Annotated in this window: 18 protein-coding genes and 1 tRNA gene; 7 read left to right on the plus strand and 12 right to left on the minus strand. The window is 41.7% G+C overall.

Annotated elements, in window-relative coordinates:
- Positions 1 to 172: 172 nt before the first annotated feature.
- Positions 173 to 436: a hypothetical protein gene (locus tag CSV75_RS13320; protein ID WP_099676215.1), complete on the minus strand. Its 264-nt coding sequence runs from the start codon at positions 434 to 436 to the stop codon at positions 173 to 175.
- A 362-nt stretch (positions 437 to 798) separates the two neighbouring features.
- Here CSV75_RS13320 and CSV75_RS13325 point away from each other — a divergent pair, with 362 nt between their 5' ends.
- The 3 genes from CSV75_RS13325 to CSV75_RS13335 are packed head-to-tail and all read left to right on the plus strand — an operon-like array spanning position 799 to position 3,474.
- Positions 799 to 1,935 carry a betaine/proline/choline family ABC transporter ATP-binding protein gene (locus tag CSV75_RS13325; protein ID WP_099676216.1) on the plus strand — a complete coding sequence of 379 codons (1,137 nt, stop codon included), beginning with the start codon at positions 799 to 801 and terminating at the stop codon, positions 1,933 to 1,935.
- Entirely contained in the window at positions 1,928 to 2,581 is a 654-nt protein-coding gene (locus CSV75_RS13330) for an ABC transporter permease (RefSeq protein WP_099676217.1), read from the plus strand. The genes CSV75_RS13325 and CSV75_RS13330 overlap by 8 nt, the downstream gene beginning before the upstream one ends.
- The gene (locus tag CSV75_RS13335; RefSeq protein WP_233191670.1) at positions 2,578 to 3,474 is read left to right on the plus strand and encodes a glycine betaine ABC transporter substrate-binding protein; all 897 of its coding nucleotides are present in this window, start codon (positions 2,578 to 2,580) and stop codon (positions 3,472 to 3,474) included. The genes CSV75_RS13330 and CSV75_RS13335 overlap by 4 nt, the downstream gene beginning before the upstream one ends.
- Before the next feature lie 168 nt (positions 3,475 to 3,642).
- On the opposite strand, the gene CSV75_RS13340 is transcribed toward CSV75_RS13335, so the two are convergent.
- The 3 genes from CSV75_RS13340 to CSV75_RS13350 form a co-directional block, all read right to left on the minus strand.
- Positions 3,643 to 4,737, minus strand: coding sequence for an S-layer homology domain-containing protein (locus CSV75_RS13340; RefSeq protein ID WP_099676218.1), 1,095 nt, complete (start codon positions 4,735 to 4,737; stop codon positions 3,643 to 3,645).
- A 153-nt stretch (positions 4,738 to 4,890) separates the two neighbouring features.
- Positions 4,891 to 6,195: an erythromycin esterase family protein gene (locus CSV75_RS13345; RefSeq protein ID WP_233191671.1), complete on the minus strand. Its 1,305-nt coding sequence runs from the start codon at positions 6,193 to 6,195 to the stop codon at positions 4,891 to 4,893.
- 49 nt (positions 6,196 to 6,244) lie between these two features.
- Complete coding sequence (locus CSV75_RS13350; RefSeq protein ID WP_099676219.1) at positions 6,245 to 6,520, minus strand: DUF2564 family protein; 276 nt, start codon at positions 6,518 to 6,520, stop codon at positions 6,245 to 6,247.
- Between the two features lie 343 nt (positions 6,521 to 6,863).
- Between CSV75_RS13350 and CSV75_RS13355 the strand changes: the two genes are divergently transcribed.
- Entirely contained in the window at positions 6,864 to 7,703 is an 840-nt protein-coding gene (locus tag CSV75_RS13355; RefSeq protein WP_369825385.1) for a polysaccharide deacetylase family protein, read from the plus strand.
- Positions 7,704 to 7,770: 67 nt separating this feature from the next.
- Here the strand turns inward: CSV75_RS13355 and CSV75_RS13360 are convergent.
- From CSV75_RS13360 to CSV75_RS13365, 3 genes are all read right to left on the minus strand, one after another.
- Positions 7,771 to 7,842, minus strand: a tRNA-Asn gene (locus CSV75_RS13360).
- A 130-nt stretch (positions 7,843 to 7,972) separates the two neighbouring features.
- On the minus strand, positions 7,973 to 8,218 hold the full coding sequence (locus CSV75_RS16140) for a hypothetical protein (RefSeq protein WP_144034786.1): 246 nt from the start codon (positions 8,216 to 8,218) through the stop codon (positions 7,973 to 7,975).
- Positions 8,219 to 8,607: 389 nt separating this feature from the next.
- Positions 8,608 to 10,275: an S-layer homology domain-containing protein gene (locus tag CSV75_RS13365; protein WP_158231667.1), complete on the minus strand. Its 1,668-nt coding sequence runs from the start codon at positions 10,273 to 10,275 to the stop codon at positions 8,608 to 8,610.
- A 256-nt stretch (positions 10,276 to 10,531) separates the two neighbouring features.
- Here CSV75_RS13365 and CSV75_RS13370 point away from each other — a divergent pair, with 256 nt between their 5' ends.
- Positions 10,532 to 11,317, plus strand: coding sequence for a hypothetical protein (locus CSV75_RS13370; RefSeq protein ID WP_099676222.1), 786 nt, complete (start codon positions 10,532 to 10,534; stop codon positions 11,315 to 11,317).
- A gap of 145 nt (positions 11,318 to 11,462) precedes the next feature.
- Here the strand turns inward: CSV75_RS13370 and CSV75_RS13375 are convergent, their stop codons facing one another.
- The 3 genes from CSV75_RS13375 to CSV75_RS13385 all read right to left on the minus strand — a co-directional run bounded on the left by CSV75_RS13375 (position 11,463) and on the right by CSV75_RS13385 (position 14,607).
- The gene (locus tag CSV75_RS13375) at positions 11,463 to 12,152 is read right to left on the minus strand and encodes an Ltp family lipoprotein (RefSeq protein ID WP_099676223.1); all 690 of its coding nucleotides are present in this window, start codon (positions 12,150 to 12,152) and stop codon (positions 11,463 to 11,465) included.
- Positions 12,153 to 12,404: 252 nt separating this feature from the next.
- Positions 12,405 to 13,349: an agmatinase gene (locus CSV75_RS13380; RefSeq protein ID WP_099676224.1), complete on the minus strand. Its 945-nt coding sequence runs from the start codon at positions 13,347 to 13,349 to the stop codon at positions 12,405 to 12,407.
- A 22-nt stretch (positions 13,350 to 13,371) separates the two neighbouring features.
- Positions 13,372 to 14,607, minus strand: a complete 1,236-nt coding sequence (locus tag CSV75_RS13385; RefSeq protein WP_099676225.1) for a sodium/glutamate symporter — start codon at positions 14,605 to 14,607, stop codon at positions 13,372 to 13,374.
- Between the two features lie 201 nt (positions 14,608 to 14,808).
- On the opposite strand from CSV75_RS13385, the gene CSV75_RS13390 reads away from it, so the two are divergent.
- Both CSV75_RS13390 and CSV75_RS16145 read left to right on the plus strand, forming a co-directional pair.
- Positions 14,809 to 15,705, plus strand: coding sequence for a LysR family transcriptional regulator (locus tag CSV75_RS13390; protein WP_099676226.1), 897 nt, complete (start codon positions 14,809 to 14,811; stop codon positions 15,703 to 15,705).
- A gap of 320 nt (positions 15,706 to 16,025) precedes the next feature.
- Entirely contained in the window at positions 16,026 to 16,163 is a 138-nt protein-coding gene (locus CSV75_RS16145; RefSeq protein WP_233191674.1) for a S46 family peptidase, read from the plus strand.
- Between the two features lie 261 nt (positions 16,164 to 16,424).
- Here the strand turns inward: CSV75_RS16145 and CSV75_RS13395 are convergent, their stop codons facing one another.
- Positions 16,425 to 18,209 (minus strand): choline/carnitine O-acyltransferase, encoded by a 1,785-nt coding sequence (locus CSV75_RS13395; protein ID WP_099676227.1) that lies wholly within the window; start codon positions 18,207 to 18,209, stop codon positions 16,425 to 16,427.
- Positions 18,210 to 18,507: 298 nt separating this feature from the next.
- Positions 18,508 to 20,562: a transglycosylase domain-containing protein gene (locus CSV75_RS13400; protein ID WP_099676228.1), complete on the minus strand. Its 2,055-nt coding sequence runs from the start codon at positions 20,560 to 20,562 to the stop codon at positions 18,508 to 18,510.
- Positions 20,563 to 20,811 lie beyond the last annotated feature (249 nt).

Raw genomic sequence — 20,811 nt, forward strand, 5'->3', positions numbered from 1 at the left:
TTTGGGGACAGAGCGGGTTGCGAACGGTACCAGGTCCCCACACAATTCTAGTTCAATTCTGAATCGTGTGGGGACCTGGTACCGAAACACAAAAACTCCGCCAGTTTGCATAAACCCGCGGAGTCTTTTAATTCAAGCATATGGATAGTTTTGCACACAAATATCTGTGAAATCAGTTACTTGCGATATCTAAACACCATGTGAAATTTTCCCAAGCCGAATACCAGCCCGTGAAAAGCTCGTGCGAATCATCCCAACGAACTTCAAATTTCCTCTGACCGTCTACCTCTACCAAATACAGCGCCAACGCAGCGTCTTCCTTAGCCACTGCTAACCTCATACCGTTTTGTAGCTCTTCTTCAGTGAACGGTACATCTGACACCGATCGCAACTGTGCTTGCTCGAATACTTGCTTGTTACTGATTCTATACTTCATACAAACCCTCCACGTAAACATTTATTCAGTATGTACACCCGTACCTCTCCAGTAATTTATAAGAGTACAGAAGTATATTTTATACGTATTTACTGGCGAAATCAAAATTGAAGGACAAACGGTACCAACAAAAAGTACCAGATACGCACACAACTTCAGTTCAATTCAGAATAGTTTTTGAGTTGTGTGGGGACCTGGTACCCTATAAATTCATTCCTCCTTGAACATACTTTACTAATATGTTAAGGTAATTTGGTGAGCGATTTTCTGAATTCGTTAAAAGGCATCGTCCAGTGCTTAATTATCAATTTTGGAATCGTTTAAAAATAAGATTTTCTTTTCATTACATACAGGAGGTACTTATGCTAAAGTTTGAAAATGTTTCAAAAATGTACGATGGTGGATTTCAAGCTGTGAAATCTGTCAACTTCGAGATTGCTGAAGGCGAGTTACTTGTTCTAATAGGACCTAGTGGATCAGGTAAGTCGACTACAATGAAAATGATTAACCGGATTATTCCACACACAAGTGGAAAAATTTCTATCAACGGCCAAGATATCAAATCTTACAACGCCGCTGAACTCCGCAGAAATATTGGTTATGTCATTCAGCAAATCGGTCTTTTTCCTCACTATACGATTGAAAAAAACATTTCTATTGTACCGCTACTTAAAAATTGGGATGAAAAAGAAATTAAAACACGTGTACACGAACTACTTGAATTAGTCGGACTCGATCCGGAAATTTATGCTACACGTTATCCGAAGGAATTATCAGGTGGTCAACAACAACGTGTCGGAATTGCGAGAGCGCTTGCAGCAAATCCAGATATTATTTTAATGGATGAACCGTTCAGTGCACTGGATCCCCTTACACGTGAACAGTTGCAAGAAGAATTAATCAAGCTACACAAAAAGTTAAAGAAGACCATTGTCTTTGTTACACACGACATGGATGAAGCGTTAAAAATGGGCGACCGTATTGCCATTATGAAAGATGGCAATTTACTTCAGTTAGACACTCCAGAGAAATTACTACACGAACCCGCACACGGCTTTGTAGAAGAGTTTATGGGTAAGCATCGAATTATCCAAAATCCTGAATTGATGCCTGTTACTGAGATCATGGCAGAGAAGGTTGTCACGACCCGTTCTAGCATTTCTCCAGAACGAGCCATTTCACTTATACGTCAACGAAAAATAACGGATCTTCTCGTCGTAGATGATCATAAGAAGCTACTTGGTATTGTTTCTGCTTATGATTTGATTAAAAATGTAGACGGCATCCAAACCATTGATGAAGTGATGAAACCCGCAGTACCTTATTTAGTGGATACGGCGACGGCAAAAGATGCAATTATCATGATGGACACCTCACCGTTCGGCATGATCCCCATTGTCGATGAACATCATATACTTGTAGGACTCGTCAACCGCGGCTCCTTACTCTCTGCGATGTCTAGTCAATGGACAGATAAGGGGGATGATCTACATGAATAATTTAAATATATGGCAACAACTTGTGGAACAAACTAAATTGCGATGGCCGGAAGTGCTTGAAGCGACCTCCATCCATATTCAACTCGTATTTTTCTCGATGATCCTCGCAGTGCTCATTGCTGTAACGCTCGGAATTCTCATTACACGCGTACCCAAACTTAAAACTGGGGTCTTGGGAGCGGCAGGTATTATGCAAACCATCCCTAGTTTAGCTGTACTGGGTTTTATGATTCCCATTTTTGGAATTGGCGTGAAAACCGCAATTGCTGCGTTATTCCTTTACTCGTTACTGCCTATTATGCGAAACACATACACAGGGATTAAAGACGTAGATCCCGCCACAATCGAAGCCGCGCGAGGTATGGGTATGACGAGCAGGCAAATTTTGTTTAAAGTAGAATTGCCTCTTGCAGTCCCTATTATTATGGCTGGAATTCGAACAGCTGCGGTGATTAACGTTGGTAACGCGACTCTCGCTGCATTCATCGGAGCAGGTGGACTCGGAGATTTCATTTTCCTCGGAATTACACGTGGAATAGATGGATTGATTTTACTTGGGGCCATTCCAGCGGCGATCCTTGCGATTGCCCTAGAAACGTTCTTTAGCGCTGTCGAACGTTGGACGACGCCGGAAGGATTGAAATGATGTTGAAAAACAAACTTACACTATTGCTCGTCACGATCTTACTGGCTAGCCTACTTTCAGGCTGTATATTTAATGAAAAAGATTCACTTAGACTCGGTTCTCGAAATAATACGGAAAGTATTATTTTGTCTCATGTAATGGGACAATTAATTGAGGATCGGTTAGGTCTAGATATTCTTTACAAAGAAAACCTGGGCGGCTCGTCTGTCGTCTGGAATGCCATGACAAATGACCACATCGATGTCATCCCTGATTATACGGGGACCATTGTGGTGACGTATTATCACGAAGAACCTGGGACAGCTGAAGAAACATTAGCAGCGACCAAACGACTCGTCGCCGGTGACAACATCACCGCACTCGGTACGTTCGGATTCAATAATACGTATACACTGGCACTGGATGAGGCGAAAGCTGAAGAGTTAGGACTTGTGACGTTTAGTGATTTCGCTAAAGTATCGAAGGACTTTACACTAGGCGCCGTGTTCGAATTTATTGACCGACCGGATGGATTACCTGGTTTCCAAAAGGAATATGACATTGCGTTTAAAGATGTCAAAGGAATGGATCACGGCATGATGTATCGTGCGATTGGTGCAAATGAAGTAGATGTCATTAACTCCTACACGACAGATGGACAGCTGGCGATTGCGAATCTACGCGTGTTAGAAGACGACAAATCGTACTTCCCTCCCTACCATGCACTGCCGTTAGTACGAGATGAAACGCTGAAAGAATACCCCGAACTTGAAGAAGTACTCGGCCTTCTCGAAGGTAAAATCGATGAAGAAGCCATGCAAGTCATGAACGGAAAAGTCGACAATGACGGTATTATGGTTGAACTCGTCGCTAAGGAATTCTTGGTGGAAAGTGGGTTAATTGAAGAAAAGTGAATGGAAACAGCGCATCCCCATGTGTATGACGAGGGTGCGCTGTTTTTTGCTGGTACCAGGTACACACACAACTTTAGTTCAATTCAGAATAGTTTCCGAGCTGTGTCGGGACCTGGCACCATCAAAAGGTCCCGAAACACTCAGGAATTGTTCCGGGAGCTCGTATAGTTACTTAGTTTTTTTCACACGTTTCACCAATCCATACAGCTCTTTCCCCGAACTGTCCACACGTTGAATCAGTCCAATATCTTTCGCGTAGTATTCGAACACTGTTTTATTGTCCCATGGCATAAAGTTCTCAATTACCAACACGTCACGGTACTCTATTTTACGAACAGTTTTCACTGCATTCGTTTCTGTAATCCAAATATTCCCGTAGTTGACTGGTCCGATATCGTTTGCACTGTGGATCTGAGTGACAACAAAAGGAGACGGAATATATTGATCGTAGTGGAACCAGTCGTCGTAAGCTTCTGCGTAGGACCAAGAGTTTTGCATATAGCCTAGACGAGGAATCTTTTCATGTTTCGTCTCGTTGTGTATACGCCAATAAGCCATGCCGTTCTCTTCTTTTCTGTCATATTCATAGCGATAGTTGCTAGATCCGTCTGTGTAGTAATACGTATAATTCGGATCCGGCATAATATTCATCGCCCTCGTTGTAAGGGCACGCGCGAGAAATGCTGAAAAATGAGAACGTGTAATGAGCTGATTCGGTTTGAATGTCCCGTTAGGATATCCAGTGGCGATATTGTTCGACGACACTCTCAAAATATCTATGTGAAACTCAGAATGGGGAGGGACATCGCTGTACCGTGGACTTTCTTCTCCCTGTTTATGCACCTTCAAATTAAATGCTTTACTCATCAACCTTGCCATAAATGCGCGAGAAATACTGGATTCCGGTTTGAAATTGACCGCATTTGAGAACAGTCCGGCATTATACGCAGCCGCTATTTCATTGTAATAGGGATGAGATTTTGGTACATCCTTATAGTTAGGATCCCGCAAATTCGTCCTCGGCAGATCCAGTGCCTGAACTAGCATTGCGGCAATATGCTTCTTTGCAATCGGTTCATTTGGCTTAAATTTCCCGTCCTGATAACCGCTTATAATACCGCGGTCTGCCAAGTAATTCACTTCGACATACAGCGACGACGTATTCTTATGCATGTCTTTAAAACTTGCAGCTTGTACATTCTGCATCGTCCCTGTTACAGCCATGAGAAAAACCACACACACCACAACCCATTTTTTCAACAATAGAAGGCCTCCGTAAATTCATATTTTTGCACACTATCTATATGTATGAATATCGCGAGGTTCATATGAAAAATACTAAAGGTACCAGGTCCAGACACAACTTCGGTTCAATTCTGAATTGTTTCCGATTTGTGTTAGGACCTGGTACCTTCTTTACCAGCTTAACGGCCTCAACGCAGTCGAGCGGTCGATATATAGGAAGGCGTCGTAGCGTTCGCTAATGCGGGAGGGGACGAAGTTGCTTTGGGCTTCGAACTTGGGATGGTAGACCACGCCGATTGCGCGGTGGCCGATCCATTCGTCAAACTGCTTTCGGTTCTCATCATTGAACAACAGCATTTTGTCATGTGCGCCCGCTGCGTGCAGTTGGCCTTCCCATGTATTAAAACGTGCAGGCGGTATGACCATTTCTTCCGGTGTCTCTCCCCAACTGCTTCCTGCAATGACCGTCCCTTCATATGTGCCGAAACCAATAGCGTACGTATTGTCCCTACCATACTGCTCCCGGATTAGCTGGCCGACGTTTGTCAATCCATGGTCTGTCATCGAAGTAGCCGATGCGTCACCGATATGGGTGTTATGTTCCCACACAATAATTTTGGCGTCTTTGCCATAATAATTGTGTACGTCCTGAATTGCCTCTGCCATATGGGTGTCGCGAATATTCCATGACAGGTCATCATCCTGAAGCATCGCTCGGTAATAGGCTTCCGCATTTTTCGCTACGAGAGCGTTCATTGTTAGGTTCAAATCTTGCTCATTCGCGCGGGGATAGTGCTCTTCATTGGTTCGGATGGATTCCAGTAGTTTCGTTACCTCAGTTATGCATTCATCAGTGAAGTGGGCAGAAGACAAGGCATAGTGTTCGGGCATCCGATTATACGGTTCAAAACAGGAGAATGCTTTTTTGGCAAGTTCTAGATCGGCACCGTAGGATGGATGGCTTTCCAGGAAGTTCAGGACTTCATCGATAGAATCGTATAAGCTGTACAGGTCGATACCGTACATGCCGACTGAGGAGTCTGAACCACGTTGCCTGTTTTCATTGGCCAGCCACGTGACAAATTCTTCAATTTCTTCATTCGCCCACATCCAAGCCGGCCATCTGCTGAATGAATGCGACAGCAACTCGTTGAGGGAGGGCTGATCATTGTAGCCTTTGACATAGCTGTTTATTTTCTGTACAGACGGCCAGTCGCCTTCCACAGCAATCGCAGCGAAACCCTTTTCCTGTATGAGACGTTTCGAGAATTCGGCGCGCAATCGATAGAATTCAGAAGTTCCATGCGTCGCCTCACCAATCATCACAATCTGTGCTTCTCCTATGTCTTTCAGAAGCCGGTCAAATACAGACGGGTCATCCAGCCTAATCGCCTGCTCTTTAATAGAGGCTACTAATTTTCTGGATATGAAAAAACCTCCTTCATGATGGTTTAAACATCCACGGATGTTACTCACGCAGATACCTGCCTTTTAAAGTACTAAGTTGACTTAGGTCCATGATGGATTACTCGCCTTTTTTCATTTGGGCTTCATTCAATTGCTGCTTGATCAATTCCAACTGCCCCTTATGTTGCTGAATTGTATCTAACTCACTGTTAAATTGCTCTGCATTTCTAAACGCGTTTTCAGCGCGCTCGATTGCATTAAACGCATGCTCGATTGCCATCTCTTCTGGATGAGACATCGCTTGTTTCACTGCACGATCTGCTTTCTCTACCGAATTACCAAAAAACGTGCCCGGATGATCCTTTTTCCAACTCGGGCCAGAATCCTTTGCCATATCCTTCGCCTCCCCATGTAAAATTAATGATAACAAGCTTAGTATTGCAATTTATAGTGGAAGTATACGGATAGTAATAAGTACCAAGTCCCCACACAACTCTAGTTCAATTCAGAATTGTTTCTGATTTGTTTGGGGACCTGGTACCAAAAACCAAGCATACTTATTCATCTACAGGAAACACTACTGACTAGAGAAGAGGTGATATAAACTGAAACGGATCTGGCTTATTTCTTTCATTGCTTGTATAGGAATACTTTACCTAGTTCTTTTCACTAATCATTGGGGAGCAGATACGAATCTAGTAAGCACTGCCTCCGCATCTAAAACTAGCAAAGACAGACTGACGACAGAATTAGAATCATTCAGCGAGGTGCATCATATCCCCGCGGTGGATGCAAAGGTCGACAGAGTTTGGAAAGCCATCCCCGGCTACAATGGACTGGAAGTGGATCTGAAAGCCAGTTACAAGAAAATGAAAGCGACGGGTAAATTGGATGAATCAAAAGTCGTTTACAAAGAAACTTCCCCTTCTGTTCATTTGAAAGATCTAGGCCCCCACCCCATTTTCAAAGGAAATCCCGATAAACCGATGGTGTCTTTTTTAATTAATGTTGCCTGGGGTAATGAATATATTCCTGAAATTTTGGATGTACTCAAGAAGCATAAAATTCAAGCCTCCTTCTTCTTCGACGGCAGCTGGGTAAGTAAAAATCCCGATTTAGCTAAATTGATTTATAAGGAGGGGCATGAAATTGGAAACCACGCATACAGCCATCCCGATTTACAGCAGAAATCAGAAGCTGAAACAATGGAAGAGTTAAAAAAGACAAATGATGTCATCATAAAAACACTCGGGATTACTTCGCCCAAGTGGTTCGGTCCGCCAAGCGGAAGTTTTAATCAGCAAACGGTTGAAACCGCAAGCCGGCTAGGAATGCATACGGTTTTATGGACGGTAGATACAATCGACTGGAAAAAGCCGGCGACTAATGAAATGGTGAACAGAGTAGTATCTCAAGTGGGGAACGGCTCGATGGTTTTAATGCACCCGACTAAACCTGTAGCTGAAGGAATGGAAGATATGATTACAAAAATCACAGATAAAGGTTTTCGTTTGGGTACCGTCAGTGAACTGATGAGTGAAAAGCGTGTGAACGGAACAGCATGGGATGATGAATGAAGTGCCTACGCAAAACAAAAAAAACTCTTCTGACCGCACATAGCAGGTCGGGAGAGTTTTTCGTGTACTCCAAAGGCAGGAATCGGACCTGCGACCGATCGGTTAACAGCCGATTGCTCTACCGCTGAGCTACTTTGGAAAGAGAGTTCATTTGCGCTATTTAGTATGGACAAGAATCTAACATATATACATGATTCGTTCATTAAAGGACCGGGTCCCTAAGCAATTCAGAATAGTTCCGAAGTTGTTTGAGGACCAAGTCCGTGCACTTATTCTTTCACACGCTTCACCAGTCCGTACAGTTCATTCCCTGAACTGTCCACTCGCTGGATCAAGCCAATATCTTTTGCGTAGTATTCGATCACAGTTTCTTTACTCCACGGGAAGTAGCTTTCAACAACTAGCACATCACGATATTCTGTACCCCGAACTGTTTTCTTTCCGTACGTAGAGGTAATCCACCCGTTCCCGTAACCAACCGGCCCTATATCATCATGATGTTGAATCTGTGTCACCACGAAAGAATGCGGGATATATTGATCGTAATGGTTTCAGTCATCGTATCCTTCCCCGTAGTACGAGGAACCCTGCACAAAGCCCAGTCGGGGAATGTCTTCATATTCCGTCTCATTGGTAATGCGCCGGTAGTCCAAACCGTTCTCTTCTTTGCCCTCATGATCGTAGCGGTATGTGCTGGTGCCGTCCGTGAATAGTACGTATAAAACCGGTATCCGGTATAATATTCATCGTCCTTGCTGTCATCGCACGGGTCAGAATGCAGCAAAATGCGCACGGGTGATGGATAATAGGTACCAGGTCCACACACAACTCTAGTTCAATTCAGAATTGTTTCTGAATTATGTTGGGACCTGGCACCCTAAAACTCCAAGCAGACTGACAGTATTTATTCTGTTCCCCATTCCGCATGGAAACGTTTTACAGCTTCTGCTCCGGAAACTGTTTTAAGGAAATATTCTTCCGCCCGTTTAGTACGTGCTTTGATGAAGTCGTCCAGACATACATCGGCGCAGTTGCCGTAATCATCGTCTGTCATCGCGCGTAACGTTCGATAGTCCTTAGTCACTTGTGAGAAATCGCCTTCAAGCCAGCGGTTCAGCATCTCGCCAACGACAGAATCCTCTTTGGTAAACCATTTTAAGTAGAGGATGTTCTGCTTCGCCATTTCGTTGTATTTACCGAACTGTCTTTCGTAAAATTCGATTTCACGCATTTCGCCGTACGGTCCGTCTTTGATGGGATCGGTGATCAGATAATCGGCTGGATAGTGCGTCACTTTCTGCCCCATCATGGTGAGCATTACATGAGCAATTCTGTAATCGGCATCCTGCAGATCCTCGGGCAGATAAGTCGTCAGCTGCCCTGGCAACGGCTTCTCCGGGTTTGCCGGATCAAGCGGGTCAACAGGCGGTCCTATTTCTACCGAATTTGTACCATATAAAAAGCTGTCATCCATTTCAAAAGCTGTCACTCTGTAGCGCACTTCGTCTCCATTCGAAAAGCGAACCGTCGCGATATAATCGCCCGGCTTTTCAATCCTAATATACGTAAAATTATATTCATTTTTTTCAATCGTTACGTTGTCAGAGATATTCTCTCCGTCCGTCTTGGCCAGAGCTATATTTTGTACGGGTTTATATTTCGTATTGAGCGATACCAGTGTCGGCAGTGATTCATCCGTCTTTTCTAACGTCAAACGTAGTTCGTTGCCCTCTTTTTTCACATGAACATAATATTTTTGATACTTCCATTTATTTTCCGCTGTTCTTCCCCAAATTACAATTCCACCTGTTCCCTCCTTGACCGGAAACAGTTGTACTTGATCTTGTATACCTTTTTTTCGCCCTTTAACTTTTACTGCATGGAATACGTCCGGATTCACTTCATCATCGATAATCGCTTCGATCGTATCCCAACCCAAGTCGACTGCTTCCACTGTCACAGCATTCTTCAGCATGACTTGCTCCGCCGCCACAAGCATTTTTGAAGCTTGCCCTCTTGTAATCGATGCGTTCGGGCTGAATGTTGTAGGAGATGTACCCGAAGTAATGCCGAGTTTGTAAATAACGAGTACGTCGTTTGTAATGCCCACTTCTCCTTTGAATGGGTTTTTCACATTCACATCACGAGGTAAATCGAATGCTTTCACAAGAATCGCAGCCATATTTTTACGCTTAATCGGCTCATCCGGTTTAAAACTACCGTCGGGATACCCACCAATAATTCCTTCTTCTGCCATTTTTGCAATTGCATTATAAAAACCATAAGATACTGATACATCATTAAACTTTTTGCCTTTTACATTCGATGTATCCAGACCGATCATCTTCGCGATAATCGCTGCAGCTTGTCCTCGCGTAATCGAATTCCCGGGCTTGAACGTACCATCTGGATAACCTCCTATGATGTTACGTGCAGCCAACTCATTCACTGCATCCGCAAAATGCTTGGACGGCGGCACATCAGAAAACCTTTGCTTATCGGCTGCAGCCGCTGACAACGGTAAACTGCACGCCAATAAGAATACAGAAACTACTGCAAATAATTTCTTCATTTCTCTCATCCCCTCTCAACATACTAGTTTTATAATCAGCGTACAGACGTAGAATTACTAAAATAGTTTCAACATAAGAGGGAAAGTTTTATTAAAGGTATCTGTGTGTCAAACTTTCATGATGATTTTTACATTCCCGTTGGTTTCTGACACTTCACTATGAATGTATATCAAATAGAATCATATATAGCGTTGCTTTTGCTGATATACTTAGGGAAACGATTGTATTACTTATTCGTACAAGTGAGGGATGATAGTGAGAAAAGCTTTGAAGTTAGCAGACTTTAGTAAATTAAGTGGTATGGAGATTACACTATATATCTTGATGTTTTGTGCCATTCCAATAATCTTGATCTTTCATAGCAAATTACCGATTTTGTTTATTTTTTATATGGTATTTGCAATAGCCTTATTTTTAGTCATTTGGTATCGCAAACATAAAAAGGAAAGAGCTTATCCAAAGTATTACGGAATTTCACTCTCGTTCATTCTGACTGTCTCCATTGCCGCTTTTTATTCTTTACTCACTCCGAATATAAACGCAGCAGGATATGGCTATGTGATTGCCTTCTTCGCTTATCTGGCGGCGGTTTACATTTTACTAATATATTTTTTTAACTTCATTTATTTCCTTGTACTTAAACGGGTGTTTCCTTCAGAAAAGGAAAATAGCGAGGAAGAAGCCGAGGAATTGAGCTTGAAAGAACTGTCAAAAACTATAGACTTGGATAGACAAAAACAGTATTTGAATATCACCATTGTAAACAGTGTATTATCTATCATCTTAATAGCCTATTTCACTTTATTGGGGATGAAGAAGTTGAGGTCCAAAGCAGAATTTGAAGAATCAAGAGCCTTAAAAAGTTTGTATACTTGGCTAGAAAACCAAGAAACCATCACCTTATTTAATGGAGTCAGTTTATTATCAGTAGTCATCACGATCTATGCACTAACATTTTCTGCTCAAATTAAAATTTTTGATGAAGCTAAGAAAGAGTATACGAAGGAATCAAAAGAGGACGGCAAGTCAACGAATTACTAAAGTTGACCTGCCGTCCTAAATGAAAGGTACCTGTGCGTGAGATTTTCATGAAGTATCACAAATGGTACCAGGTCCTCACACAACTCTAGTTCAATCCAGAATTGTTTCCAAATTGCGTTGGGACCTGACACCTAATCAGCCGGCATCATTTACCTAAATTAGCGATTGCGTAATCAGCTTCTGCTTGTGTGAATTTCTCACCGTACGTAGAAGTCAGCTGGTCTCTAACCGCCTCCGGTGACATACTCATAGTATCCTGATACGTTTTGGCCTTTTCCAAAGCATTTTTATTAAAATCAGCTTGCAGATTATCGATTGCATACTGTGCTTCTTCCTCTGTAAACTTCTCACCATTTTCAGAGACAAGCTGTTCATGGATTCCTTGCTTTGACATATGCATAGTATCAGAATACGTTCCGGCCTTTTTCAGTGCATTTGCTTTCCAATCAAATTCAAGATTATTCATTGCATATTCAGCAGCTTCGGTAGAGTATTTTTCACCATACTCTGAAGTCAATTGCTCGGAAATAGCTCTTTTAGACATGCTCATAGTTTTTGCATACGTTTCAGCTTTATTCAAAGCCGTTTTGTATTCTTTTGGTACATTGTCTTCTACTGGTTTTTCCTTCTCTTCAGGTTCTACTTTTTCGGTCTCCGCTCCTACCTTTTCGGGCTTATTCTCCGTCGATGCAGTAACAGCTGGTTTACTTTCCTCAATGTCAGCACTCTCTGTGTCCTCATCATCACTATTGACTGCCGCTATAATAATAATTGCAAGCAACCAAACCCACCACTTTTTATAAAATGGCTTTTTCCTTTTTTGCTGTTTCTCCATTTCCTATTTCTCCTTTACGTTGTGTAGTAGTAATATACAATGAGCACCTTTTCCAATTACGACTTAAGATCAATTATGATTCCCATTGAAATGTACGTTAATTTGGCACCTAAACTATATTTCCCCGTACAGACGTCAATTTCTTTAAAAAGTTTCAAACTTTTTAAAGATACCCGATTTGCACATTCGTACCCGCTCAAAAAGCCATGTAGCGAATAAAATATATTCGCTACATGGCTATAGTACATTCTATCAGTCTGTATGTTTTTCTTTGTTTTTAAGAATATGACCCATAAAGTTCAGCATTGTCATAGCTGCTACTCGAGTCGTGGCACCAGTCGGATCATATTGAGGAGCAACTTCAACTAGGTCGAAACAAACGACGTTTCCTTTTTCAGCGATTCCAATTAAAATGTCATTTAGGAAATCGAATGAGAAACCTCCAGGTGAAGGTGACCCTGTACCCGTAGCCAATGATATATCGAAGCAGTCAATATCGATCGTCACATAGTACTTATCGGCTTTTGGAATTTTATTAAGTATACCTTCTACACCCAACTTAAAGGAATCTCGTGCTGAGATTAGCTCGCTACCGTAAGCTTTTGCCGCATCGAAATCTTCTTTTCGACTACTCCCTAATCCACGTAAACCGATTTGTACCATATCTTTAATATGATCCATTTCAGACATTCTACGCATAGGGCTACCGTTTCCTAATGTCTGCCCGCCTGGTGCATCTGACCAGTCTAAATGTGCATCTAATTGAATGACGGTGATATCGCCTTCATCTTTTAATGCGCGTGCAACAGGGATGGAAATCGAATGGTCTCCTCCCATAATTGCAGGAATAGCACCTTTTTCTCGAATTTTTGCTACTGCATATTCAATGGCAGTAAATGCTTGCTCTATATCTCCATGGACGACATCCGCATCTCCTGCATCCACGATTTTTACATCTCCGCCTAAAAATACTTCATCCCGCTCAGGATCGTAAAACCCTGCATTTCCACGTGCGTAATGCGTGGACACTTCTCGTATTCTTCTAGGTCCAAATCGACAGCCGCTTAAAAAGCCAACGCCCGTATCATACGGAACCCCTAAAACTGCGATGTCTGCATCAATTTCTTCCCAGTCCGTGCAGATTGGATACTTAGCAAAAGAACAAATTCCTGTGATTGGCATATTAATTTTTTCCATTCGTTATTCCCCCATTACTAGTTTAATTTCCTAAAAGGTTTGCAAGAAATACAAATATAGGTACTCCGACGATATCTGTTAAAACTGTCCCCGCAACCGGGATAATGATAAACGCTTTCCTTGAAAAGACGCCATATTTTGTACATATCGCATTCATTACAACCAATCCATTTGGCGTGGCTCCTAATCCATGTCCAATAAATCCTGCTGACATCACAGCTGCGTCATAGTTCTTCCCAAGTAATCTATAGAGGATGAATACGGCAACTGCCATAGTCGCTAATGTTTGCAAAACGAGTATTACTGCTAAAGGAAGAGCCAGATCGTACAGTTCCCATAATTTCAGTTTCATCATGGCCATAACTAAAAACATGTTCAATGAAACATTTGAAATTATATCCATTGCCGAGTCTGTCATAGGTACCCATGACGTTCGCTCATTAATTGAGCGGAAGATAATTCCTAGGAACAGACTAAATATATGGCCTGGGATAGAGAAGCCAGTCACATTTGTAATCCACTGTGCTGTAGGCAAACCAATGGCCAATATGACAAAGATTAAAGAGCCTTCTATGAGTATATTTTGCCAAGTAATCGCTGTTTTCTTCTCTTCAATCTCACTTGCAAGCGCATGCAAATCATCAGCGTCAGTTTGGATTTTCAAATTTTTTCTCGTGATCAGCCAATTACCAACAGGTCCGCCAATTAACGAGCCTGCTATTAGTCCATATGTTGAAGCAGCCATTCCAATCGTAAGTGCATTGGATTCACCGAATGACTCAATTAATGGAGCAAGTGAGGCTGCCATGCCATGACCGCCCTGCATAGAGGCTTGTCCCGCCATTAATGCAGAGAGTGGGTTAATGCCTGTCAGCCATGCTGCACCGATACTAATACCGTTTTGCAGAATAGCTAGGAACCAGCAAACCAACATATAAATCAAAAGCAATTTACCGCCTTTTTTCAAAATCGACACGCCGGTAGACAAGCCGATGGTTACGAAGAAAACGTACATGAATAAATCGTAAAGTGTATTGTCGTATTGAAACTCAAAAAGCCCTAATTCATAAGCTCCCCACATTAATAGTGAAAATCCAAAACCTCCAATTACAGGCCCTGGAATAGAATACTTCCAAAGAATTTCATATTTCCTTACAATCCATGTCCCCAAAATAAGTAACACTGCCCCGATAGCAGTAAACGTAATCATATCGACATCTAGGATTAGCATTCCATTCTCACTTCTACTCGATGACATAGCAGTTCCTCCTCTCCGTTTGACGCTAAACATCGCTTTTTGCCTAGGAGCTAAAGAATAATTCCATAAATAATGAAATTATATGAATTAGAACTTTCTAAACACTCCATCTAGTTGAAATTGTATATCACTAGATATATAATGTCTAATATCGGAATATTATAAATTGATAACTTATAGTTATAAAGAAGAGGTGCTAAAATGGACATTCGCTCTTTAAAGCATTTTCATACCATTGCAGAATGCGAACAATTTACAAAAGCTGCAATACAATTACATATTTCACAGCCAGCTTTGAGCAATACCATCAAATCATTAGAAAAAGAACTAGGTTGTACATTATTTGAAAGAAGTACAAAAAGTTTGAAGTTGACCGAACCAGGAGAAATTTTATATAAACATGCGGAGGATGTATTGAAGTTATTTGATAAAATTTATAAAGAGATGGAGGATGCAAGAAATGTAGGTAAAGGCAAGATCAATCTAGGAATGATTGAATCATACCGCTACTTCATTTCCCATATGATTGGAATTTTCAAGAGCAAATATCCCACTGTATCGATGAAAGTGCGGGAATTAGGACCGAATGATATTGTAAAAAATTTAGAGAGCTATGATATTCATTTAGGAATCACTTCTATAGCTAATGATCACGACAACTTTACATATATACCTATATTCCAGGAAAATTACGTATTACTAACACCTCCTGATCATCGATTTAAAAAACTGAACAGTATTGAAATCATCGATTTGAAAAACGAAACATTTATTCATAGTCTTGAAGGTTTTAAAATTAGAGAAACATTTATTAAAGCATGTGAGCATGTAGGCTTTTCACCGTCAGTAGAATTCGAAACAGAAAGCTTAGAAACTGCCTGTAGCCTTGTGGAGAATGGACTGGGAATATCGGTTGTTCCCGAAAGCTTTCTCGCGCTAAATCCATCGAAAAGAAGAAACGTAGTCTTCATAAAAGATTTCGCTTCCAAGAGAACGGTGTATTTAGTCTATCAGCCTGAACGCTATCTCCCGCCTCCTATTCAAGACTTTATTGATATTACTCTTCAATTTTCTAATGAGATTATTGTTCGTAAGTGATGGATTATTTGAAATGCGACAAGCATTCTAGTGCTTGGGACCGACAGCTACAGGTTATTGTACGAATCTTCCCCTCGCTCAAGAACTCCCTCGTCTACTGCATACCAGATCACTCTCATGTATTATTTCAGATTAAAAAACCCACCGGCAAGAGTATGCTGGTGGGTGGGTCATTTACATCAATGAAAAGCACATGTGTGTGAAACTTACATGATTGTTTCTCACACAGGTACCTTGTTTTCAGCTTTTAGGGCATTACGAATGAGGGCACGATTATTGATTACACTGAGCTAACAACCTGACAAGCGCCAGTCGTTATGATGAAAGCACCAGTATATCTTGGAAATAGTGGAAGTCCTGTACTAAATCGAGATGGATTAATCATCGGAGTTGTATTCGCCACCTTAGATCATGACGTGCACGGAAAAGTTGGACTCTTTGTACCGATAGATGAATAGTACGAAGCGATTAAATACTTGTGGTATCACTTTTCACTTAAACATGAATAGCCCCCTACGAATGCGTAGAGGGCTTGTTGTAGTGCTTATTCATTACTTACCGATTTGGCTGTTTACGTAATCCATTATCGCTCGGGACTAACAAGAGCGTGATTTTCAGTTTCCCACCAACTGACTCCATACCTCTTAATAGTTTTGCGCTTACGTTGAATACTTCTAAGATTAGGCTCTAACATCTCTTAACAAGTAGCCTTGAAGTATTTAAAGAATACGATTCGCAATATGTCTTAATTCTAAAAATGCATCTACTAAATGATTGGTTAACTTCTGCGCATTTTCTGCTTCATCAGCACTGGAGGAGATATTAATAGAAATCGTTTGATCTAATAAAATATAAGCGAGTCCAAAACCGCCTTCAACGACTGGGCCGAATATCCGATACTTTACATTGTCATAAGCCATACCACTTGTCGAAATAAAATCATGACGCATTGTCAAATAGCCAGGGTCGCTAAAGAGTGCAGGTGTATCCGTCATACCGATGTCTACCCCGTGCAACTTATACATTTGCTCCAGGCCGTACATATGCCTTTCAACACCGAATCCTTTACGGCACGTGATGATTCGATTTGTATGAGACGCGCTCGCCTTTTGCATTAAGGCATACAACACTTCATTACTCTCTTCACCGTTTTCTAGCGCTTTCACCAAGTTCAGCTTCTCCATACTGGTCGCTCTCGCACATTCTGTTCTTCCCTCATGAAATGCACGGACTGAAACGGGTTCATACACGCTTCTACATACGCCTAACGTTCTGTACTGTGCAATTTGTAAGGCCATATGAAAAAAAGCGTCCGGACTAATATTCATGTTTTTGATTTCATCTGAACCAAAGCTGTTGAAGGTTCTCGTTTTAATAAAAAACTCTTTTTTGACTCGCGCATGATCTTTTTCGAATCTCATTAACGACTTCTCAATCTCCGCAGATAATTCCCATTGTTGTTTTTCCATTAGAGTTGGTTCAGTCGTATAGATGGTTTCAGGCTCTTCACTCTCCAGGCCTTCATTTACATAGCTAATGACAGCAAATATCGTCGTACCATCAACCGAGGAATGCTCGATGCTATAACCCAATTCACCTTTTTTAGTGAGGATGACTTGGATGGTTTTATCAAAGTATTTGTTCGTTCCATTTAACATTAAGTTCTCAATCGCTTCTTCGGAATTACTACTTTCTTCATCCATAGAAATGACAATTAGCGAATCCGCTATCGTTTGTAGAGTATCCGCATTCACTTTAGATACGGTGAGTTGATCATATATCTTCGCAGCTTCGTCTCTTTTCGCAGTTGTAAAAATTCCTACGTTGGCGCCTTCACTTTGCTCTTCCTGAAAGGTTCTTTCAATAGCACTTGCGATTTCACTGCTTTGATAAATTTCACCTTCACTATTTGTTACGTTCACTTTATAAACATTTCTTTTATATAAAATAATGACATGGTTATTTCTTTTCTCGAATGCCGCTAGTCTAAATTCATCTCTTTCTACTCTCGGAATGCGAATGGACTTAAAAAACTTCTTATATTGACTCATATCTAGGGGCACACCATTTTGTATGACTGGCGCTACCTCGCCATCAATTATTAAATGATATAATTCCGTGATTAAACGGCTTACTCTTCCGGCAAGCTCCGCACGGGTATATCGATTTTCATGCTTTTTATTATCTAATAAAATATTGAAATGCATGCCCGTTGGCAAAGGGTCGCGGTATTTTAAATACATATCATCCCATAAAGGCTTTAGCCAACTACCTTCAATTCGGGCATCCAATTCGCACAATTTTTTTTGAAGTTTTTCTGCGTCTCCATCCACTTTGAAGAAATGGTTAACAACCTCCGTAGTTTCTTCAAGTTGTTCATCGTTTAAAAGAGGTTCAACCCATTCAAGAAGTTTCTCCCGTGTACTCGTTAATGAAGGTATTGGTAAAGATGGTAATTCATTTTCGTAAGCAAATGTCTTTTTTATAATAATTAGTCCCTTCATAATTTATTTCTAAGCGATTATCATTTTTCACGCTAAAAAGAAGATCGGATTTCCAATCTTCTTTTCGAGCCATGTATTTGTTGTGTTTTTTGCATTCAATAAAATCGTTCTACCGAAATTAAATTTCAATCGCGATATGTATGGATAATAAGTATAAACAGTTGGTTTGGCAACATCAAACAGTATACCATTTTTATGTTCACGGTGAAACCTCGAACAAAGCTTGAAAATGGCACAGGTCCACAAACAATTCTAGTTCAATTCAGAATTGTATCCAAATTGTGTGGGGACCTGGCACCTACTCAACCCGAAACCAATCCCGTCCCCACTTTTCGATCTCCTTCCAAAACTCTTTCCTCTTCTTGTCCTTCTCTTTTTTCTTCTCTTCCTTTTCTCTTTCTTCCTTTGTCATGTTCTTCTGCTTATTCAGCTCTTTTATTTCTTCATCAATTAACGACAAATCAAATTTCTTCACAGTCAATTCGCTGGATGATTTTGAAACAACCTGCGCAAAAATGGGCGGTGCGGTAACGCTACTGGTGGAGGTTAAATAATGGTCGGCATCTGTTTGATCATATCCAAGCCAGACCGCACCGACAATATCAGGTGTATAGCCGACGAACCAATGATCTTTTGAACCGTCCACTCCTTCAAACGGGAGCTGTGTGGTGCCCGTCTTCCCCGCCACGTCTATACCGGAAATTTGTGCTTTTTTCGCAGTCCCTTCCGTAACAGCCCCTTGCAGCATATAGGTCATTTGCTGGGCAACTTCGGCATCTGTCACTTGCACAGACTCTCCCCGCCATTTCCCGATCACTTTTCCTTCCGAATCTTTAATTTCTGTAATCGCATGGGCTTCCTCCATCACTCCATCATTCGCAAACGCAGAAAACGCTTGAGCCATCCGCAAAGGAGAAGTGCCTTTGTTCAGCCCTCCAAGCGCCAATCCAAGCGTACGGTCCTTTTTCTCTAATGAAATTCCAAACCGTTTCGCCGCGTCCACGCCGTTTTTGATGCCAATCTGATCCATCAGCCAGACGGCAGGAATATTATACGATTGTGCGAGTGCATCGTACATCGTCACTTTCCCTCTATAGTTCTGATCAAAATTTTTCGGAGAGTAGCCATCCATATCGATCGGTTCATCCACAAGCAAATCCGATAGATGATACCCTTGCTCAAGTGCCGGAGTATAGACGGCAAGCGGCTTGAACGCAGATCCAGGCTGCCGTATGAGGTCCGTCGCATTATTGAAGCGTTCCTGCGTATATTCTCCTCTCCCACCGACTAACGCCAGGATCCCGCCCGTTTTAGGGTTCAGGAAAACAGAGGCACTCTGCAACAGTTGATCGGGCGTGCTCTCCGGAAAATAACTATCATCCGCATACACTTCTTCCAGTGCATTCTGAACCACCGGATTGATTTCCGTCGTAATATGCAACCCGCCGGACAGCACTTCATTTCTCGTCAAATGATACCTATTGACCGCCTCGTCCACGACACGATCGATATAATACGGATATTTCCCTTTATAATCTGGCACTGTCGAATCAGCCAGTGCTAGTTTCTGTCCAATCGCTTCATCGTATTCTTCCTGACTAATATACTGTTCACGTAGCATCAACGACAACACCAGATTGCGCCGATTCACCGACTTTTCCATATTTTTCGTAGGCGATAAATGCGACGGAGCTTTAATGATGCCTGCTACTGTCGCAGATTCGCTTAACGTCAATTCGCTGACATCCTTACCGAAATAGGTCTGCGCCGCACGTTGAACTCCCCACGCTCCGTCGCCGAAATAAATTTGGTTTAGGTAACGTTCCATAACCTCCTCTTTCGAATACACCCGTTCAATCTTCTTTGCGAGGATCAGTTCTTTGAATTTACGCGAGTACGTACGCTCCTGCGTCAAAAAGACATTTTTCGCAAGTTGCTGCGTAATCGTACTGCCCCCCGCCACGATTTTACCTTTGAATGCGTTCTCGAGTAAGGCGCGTCCCATCCTCAAATAATTAATGCCGTGATGTTTGTAAAATCGTTGATCTTCCACGGAGATCACTGCTTCGATCAACGTATTCGGAATCTGGTCAATTGATACACCTTCAATATTCGAATTCGATACCTTACTAATCACTTCACCGTCCGGATCGTAAATAACTGTCGATCTGGGTGCCGGTTCTTCGAGTTTACTTACGTCACTGAATGTTATGAAGACATTCAGTATGAGTAGTGCGCAAAGAACAGCAAGCAGTGCACTGATGAATACAAAACGGGTGATCTTGTTCATCAGGCTTCTTTTCTTTTTTGGTGCTTTTTTATGTTGTTGTGCTTTATACTCGGATCTTTTCATATGGGTTTCACCTACTTTATTGCTGCGGATTTTGTTGGTTGAATACAGCATAGTATAGACGATGGGGGTGTTTGAAGGTTGCGGGTTTTGTCTTTTGGGGGATTTTGGTAGGATTTTGCGAATAAAATGAAAAGTGCCAGTGCGGGAAACTTTCATGATGGTTTACACATTCACGGTTGTTTCTCACACAGGCACCTTATTTTAATAGAATCTGGTATTCCGAATTTATTGAAGGAACGGCGCCATTAA

This window comes from Sporosarcina sp. P18a, assembly GCF_002743135.1.
GTDB lineage: Bacteria > Bacillota > Bacilli > Bacillales_A > Planococcaceae > Sporosarcina.